Here is a 5,655-nt window from a genome sequence, read left to right on the forward strand (position 1 = left end):
ACCTGAATCAGGTCCCTAAATATATTCTAAATAACAAAAAAACCTGATTTTTTAAAGCCAAGCAGCCAAAAAACACTAAACCACAATCTCCCGAGGCATCTGCGGCCGACGCACCAGCAACTCCGCCAGCTTCTTCAACGCAGCGGCAAGATGCCCCCGCTCCTCAACCCCTCCCAGCGAAATGCGAATCGCATTGGGCGGCGTCGGCCCCGAATAGAACGCATCGGAGGAAGTCACCCGCAGATCCTCCGCGCGAGCGGCCTGTGTCAGCGCCATGGAAGTCCAGTAGCTCGGCAACCTGTGCCAGACATGGATGCCGCTGGGCGGCGCCTGGTCCACGCTCGACAGGAGTTGCCGCGCCAGTTCCCTGCGCGCGAGCGCTTCCGTGCGGATCCCGGCCAGCAGCCGGGCTGCCGAGCCATCGTGGATCCACTGCGTGACCAGGGCGGTCGACAGCGGCGTCGACATCAGCGCAAAGGAGCGCAGCGCGGCAAGCACGCCGGCCTGGCTGCGTGCGTCGGGCAGGCGGATGTAGGCGGTCCGCAGCCCGGGGCTCAGGCATTTCGACAGCGTTGCGATGTAGTAGACCTGGCCCGGCGCAAAATGCGCCACCGGCGGGGGCGCGTTGCTGTTCAGCAGCCAGTAGGGATCGTCCTCGATGATCCAGGCGCCGCATTTCTGCGCGGCCAGCGCAATATCGCGGCGCCGGTGCGCGGGCATGGTCAGCGTGGTCGGGTTCTGGATGGTCGGGTTCAGGTAGACCACGCGTGCGCCATGCTCGCGGCAGGCGGCCTCCAGCGCATCGGGCTGCATCCCTTCGTCATCCGCGGCCACGGTCACCACGCGCCGCCCAAGCTGCTCGGCCGCCGCGCGCAAGCCGGGATAGGTCAGCGGCTCCGCGACAATCGCCTCGCCAGGCTGCGTAAGCGTGAGGATCAGCGCCGCCAGCGCGGCCTGGGCGCCGGGGCAGGCAATCAACTGCTGCGGGCTGACCGACTCGAGCATCGGCTTCAGCCACATCGCCCCGGCGGCCCGGTCGGCCTTGCTGCCGCCACCAAGCTGGTAGGTCATGAGCAGGTGCGCATCCGCCCTCAGCAGCACCTGCGACAAGCCCTGCTGCAACAGGTCGTGGAAGTCGACCCCGGCGGGAGGCGGCGGCACGTTCATGCTCAGGTCGACCATCTGCGCCAGTTCCACCTTCGGCGCTGCAACGAAGGTGCCCAGCGCCCCGCGCGCTTCGATCAGGTTACGCCGCTTGGCCTCGGTGAACGCTCGCGTCACGGTGGTGAGATCCACCCCCAGTTGCCTGGCCAGGTTGCGCTGGGGCGGCAGGCGGTCTCCCGGGTTCAGGCTTCCTTCCCCCACCGCGCGCTCGATGAAGGCAACGATCTGCTGGTAGCGCGCCCCCTCGCCACGGATAAAGGCGGCGTTCCAGTCAGGCCCGGTGTTGTCGCCTTGTATGGATTCGATTTGACTCATTTTCCTTGATGTATGGCCTTTGTCTTACATTATCATGCGGCGCAGCATCACACAAATCCATACATTAAACGCTTTGTATGCGTTTCCCGCCAATCCGGCGGATCTCCCTCTCTCGCAATGTATTCCAGCGTGCCGTGGCAGGCGGTCTCGACGCGTGCGCCGGTTATGTGATGCATAACTAAGGTGTGTCTTATGCGTAACTTAATGGCCGGCGCAAGCCATGCAGTCCGGCGAGATTCCAGCGATTGGCTGAAGGCGTGCCAGGGAACGCTCCGCTATGCGGGGCTGTTCCTGGGTGGCGGAGCCATGCTCCTTCTCAGTGGCTGCCAACTGGAGCTGCTCTCCCCGAAGGGCGACATCGGGCACCAGGAAAAGACCCTGATCCTGGTCTCGATGTTCCTGATGCTGATGGTCGTCATTCCCGTCATCCTGCTGACGCTCTATTTCGGCTGGCGCTATCGCGCCTCCAACACCAAGGCAACCTACGCACCCAAGTGGGCGCACTCCACCCGGATCGAAGTGGTCATCTGGACCATTCCGTGCGTGATCGTGGCCTTCCTCGGGATCCTGATCTGGAAGACCACCCATTCGCTGGATCCGTACCGGCCGCTCGAGTCCACCGTCAAGCCCGTGCGTGTCGAAGCCGTGGCGCTGAACTGGAAATGGCTGTTCATCTACCCGGACTACGGCATCGCCTCGGTCAACCGGCTGCCGATCCCGGTCGATACGCCGATCAATTTCAGCATCACCTCGGAATCGATGATGAACTCCCTGTTCATCCCGCAGCTCGGCAGCCAGGTCTATGCCATGGCCGGCATGGAAACCAAGCTGCATCTGATCGCCGACACGCCGGGCATCTACGCGGGACTGTCCGCGGCCTATAGCGGCCCCGGATTCTCCGACATGCATTTCGACACCGTGGCCACCTCGCGCGAGGAATTCGATGCCTGGGTCCGGCAAGCCAAGAATTCGAATCTGACGCTGGACCAGAAGGCCTACCAGACACTGGAGCGCCCGAGCACCAAAGAGCCGGCGACGCTCTATGCGGGCGTTGCGCCCGGCCTGTTCCAGAGCATCGTCAACAAATACATGCATAGCAATAGCAATAGCAATGCGCGTGGCGACGTATGTACTGCCCAAAGCCCCCCGCTGGCCGTCAACCAATGAAGCCAATGATTTTGCAATACACGCAACACATGCAACACCACCACGCCGCGGCCACGGAGCACTGAGCCATGTTCGGAAAATTAAACATCGATGCGATTCCGTACCATGAACCCATCATCATGGGTACGCTGGTCGCCGTCATCCTGCTCGGTACCGCGCTGATCGGCGCCGTTACCTATTTCGGCAAATGGAAGTACCTGTGGACCGAGTGGATCTGCTCGGTCGACCACAAGCGCATCGGCGTGATGTACATCATCATGGCGCTGGTCATGCTGCTGCGCGGCTTCGCCGACGCCATCATGATGCGCGCGCAGCAGGCGATCGCCGTGGGCGATGCGGCCGGCTACCTGCCCCCGCACCACTATGACCAGATCTTCACCGCCCATGGCGTGATCATGATCTTCTTCGTGGCGACGCCGTTCATCCTCGGCCTGATGAATGTCATCGTGCCGCTGCAGATCGGCGCCCGCGACGTGGCCTATCCGTTCGTCAACTCGCTCAGCTTCTGGCTGGCGGTGGCGGGCGCCGTGCTGGTGATGATGTCGATGTTCGTCGGCGATTTTGCCGCTACGGGCTGGGTGGCCTATCCACCGTTATCCGAGCTGGGATACAGCCCGACGGTAGGGGTGGACTACTACATATGGTCATTGCAGATATCCGGGTTGGGGACAACGCTCACCGGCATCAACTTCATCGTCACCATCCTGCGCATGCGCGCACCGGGCCTGACGCTGATGAAGATGCCGGTGTTCACGTGGACCGCGCTGATCACCAACATCCTGATCGTTGCCGTATTCCCCGTCCTGACCGCCACGCTAGCCCTGCTTACCGCCGACCGGTACCTGGGCATGCATTTCTTCACCAACGAGCTTGGCGGCAACGCCATGATGTACGTCAACCTGATCTGGGTCTGGGGACACCCCGAGGTCTACATCCTGATCCTGCCGTGCTTCGGGGCTTTCTCCGAGATCATCTCCACCTTCTCCGGCAAGCCGCTGTTCGGCTACAAGTCGATGGTGTACGCCACCTCGTCGATCGGCATCCTGTCGTTCTTCGTCTGGCTGCATCACTTCTTCACGATGGGCTCGGGCGCGAACGTCAACGCCTTCTTCGGGATCATGACCTCCATCATCTCGATCCCGACCGGGGTGAAGCTGTTCAACTGGCTGTTCACGATGTACCGCGGCCGCATCCGCTACCACTCGTCGACGCTGTGGACGATCGGCTTCATGGTCACCTTTGCCATCGGCGGCATGACGGGCGTGCTGCTGGCCGTGCCCGGCGCCGATTTCGTGCTGCATAACAGCCTGTTCCTGGTGGCTCACTTCCACAACGTGATCATCGGCGGCGTCATCTTCGGCTGCCTGGCCGCGATGAGCTTCTGGTTCCCCAAGGTGTTCGGCTTCACCCTGAACGAGTTCTGGGGCAAGGTGTCCTTCTGGTGCTGGCTGGTGGGCTTCTACCTGGCCTTCATGCCGCTCTACGTGCTCGGCTTCAAGGGTATGACCCGCCGCATGAACCACTACCCGCACGCCGACTGGCAGCCTTACCTGATCGTCGCGCTGATCGGCGCCGTCATCATCGGCGCCGGCATCGTCGCCCTGCTCATCCAGCTGGCCGTCAGCGTGCGCGACCGCAAGAACAACCGCGACCTCACCGGCGACCCCTGGGACGGCCGCAGCCTGGAATGGGCCACCGCCTCGCCGGCGCCCTTCTACAACTTCGCCCATGTGCCGCATATCGATTCGCTGGAACAGCACTGGGACGACAAGGAAGCGGGACGCGCCTATGTCCGCCCGGGCCACTACGAAGACATCCATATGCCCCGCAATACCAGCGCGGGCGTGATCGTCTCCTTGTTCGGCCTGGTGCTCTGCTTCGCCCTGGTCTGGCATATGTGGGCGTTCGCCGTGGTTGGCCTGCTGGGCGTCATCGGCACCTTCATCGCACGGACCTACAACCGCGATGTGGACTACTACGTCCCGGCGGCCGAAGTCGAACGCATCGAAAACACGCGCTATGCGCAGCTACGCAAGGCGGCTTGACCCATGAGCTACACAGTCATTCACAATGCGCACGAACATGTCGAACACGACGACGGATCCAAGACCACGCTAGGTTTCTGGATCTACCTGATGAGCGACTGCCTGATCTTCGCCGTGCTGTTCGCTACCTTCGGGGTGCTCGCCGCCAACACGGCGGGCGGCCCGAGCGGCCGGGACCTGTTCGAGCTGCCGTTCGTGCTCGGCGAAACGATGCTGCTGCTGGTCAGCAGCTTCACCTTCGGCGTGGCCATGCTGAACATGCAGCCCGGGCGGGAACGCCAGGTCATCCAGTGGCTGGGCGTCACGTTCCTGCTCGGCGCGGCCTTCATCGCCATGGAACTGTATGAATTCGCCGAGCTGCTGCATGCCGGCGCGGGGCCGGGCGTCAGCGCTTTCCTGTCTTCCTACTTTTCCCTGGTGGGCACCCACGGCCTGCATGTCAGCTGCGGCCTGCTGTGGATCCTGATCATGATGCACCAGATCAAGTGCTTCGGCCTGGACGGCGTGACCCGCCGCAGGCTGGCCTGTCTGAGCCTGTTCTGGCACTTCCTGGACCTGGTCTGGATCTGCGTGTTCACCTTTGTCTATCTGCGAGAGTTCGTATGAAAACCGCCCACCTTCACACCGCATCCGCAGCGCACGCCGCGCACGGCAGCATGAAAGGCTATGTGATCGGCTTTGTGCTGTCGCTGGTGCTCACCCTCGCGTCGTTCGGCGCGGTGATGGAAGGGCTCGTGCCGAAGGGCATGGGCCTGGCCGCCATCGTGGTGCTCTGCGTCGCCCAGCTGGTGGTGCAGCTGGTGTTCTTCCTGCATATCGGCACGTCGCCCGACCAGCGGGCAAACACGGCGATCTTCATCTGCACCGGGGCGCTCATCGCCATCATCGTAGCGGGATCGTTGTGGGTCATGCACAACGCCAACGTCAACATGATGCCGATGCAGATGTCGCCGGAAAACGCGCG

General features: G+C 62.6%; 5 protein-coding genes. 4 read left to right on the forward strand and 1 reads right to left on the reverse strand.

All coding sequences use genetic code 11. The features are described from left to right. Positions 1-75 precede the first annotated feature (75 nt). Positions 76-1,479, reverse strand: coding sequence for a PLP-dependent aminotransferase family protein (locus P3W85_RS02035; protein WP_276263537.1), 1,404 nt, complete (start codon positions 1,477-1,479; stop codon positions 76-78). Positions 1,480-1,785: 306 nt separating this feature from the next. Between P3W85_RS02035 and cyoA the strand changes: the two genes are divergently transcribed. The 4 genes from cyoA to cyoD all read left to right on the forward strand — a co-directional run. After that, entirely contained in the window at positions 1,786-2,646 is an 861-nt protein-coding gene (gene cyoA, locus P3W85_RS02040) for a ubiquinol oxidase subunit II (RefSeq protein ID WP_051078369.1), read from the forward strand. A gap of 68 nt (positions 2,647-2,714) precedes the next feature. Continuing rightward, the gene (gene cyoB, locus P3W85_RS02045; RefSeq protein WP_276263538.1) at positions 2,715-4,691 is read left to right on the forward strand and encodes a cytochrome o ubiquinol oxidase subunit I; all 1,977 of its coding nucleotides are present in this window, start codon (positions 2,715-2,717) and stop codon (positions 4,689-4,691) included. A 3-nt stretch (positions 4,692-4,694) separates the two neighbouring features. Next, positions 4,695-5,297, forward strand: coding sequence for a cytochrome o ubiquinol oxidase subunit III (gene cyoC / locus P3W85_RS02050; RefSeq protein WP_017224149.1), 603 nt, complete (start codon positions 4,695-4,697; stop codon positions 5,295-5,297). Then, the coding region (gene cyoD / locus P3W85_RS02055; RefSeq protein WP_276263539.1) for a cytochrome o ubiquinol oxidase subunit IV at positions 5,294-5,655 on the forward strand (362 nt) is incomplete at its 3' end. The genes cyoC and cyoD, both read left to right, overlap by 4 nt.

Origin of the sequence: Cupriavidus basilensis (genome assembly GCF_029335485.1) — a bacterium.
GTDB classification, from domain to species: Bacteria; Pseudomonadota; Gammaproteobacteria; order Burkholderiales; family Burkholderiaceae; genus Cupriavidus; species Cupriavidus basilensis_E.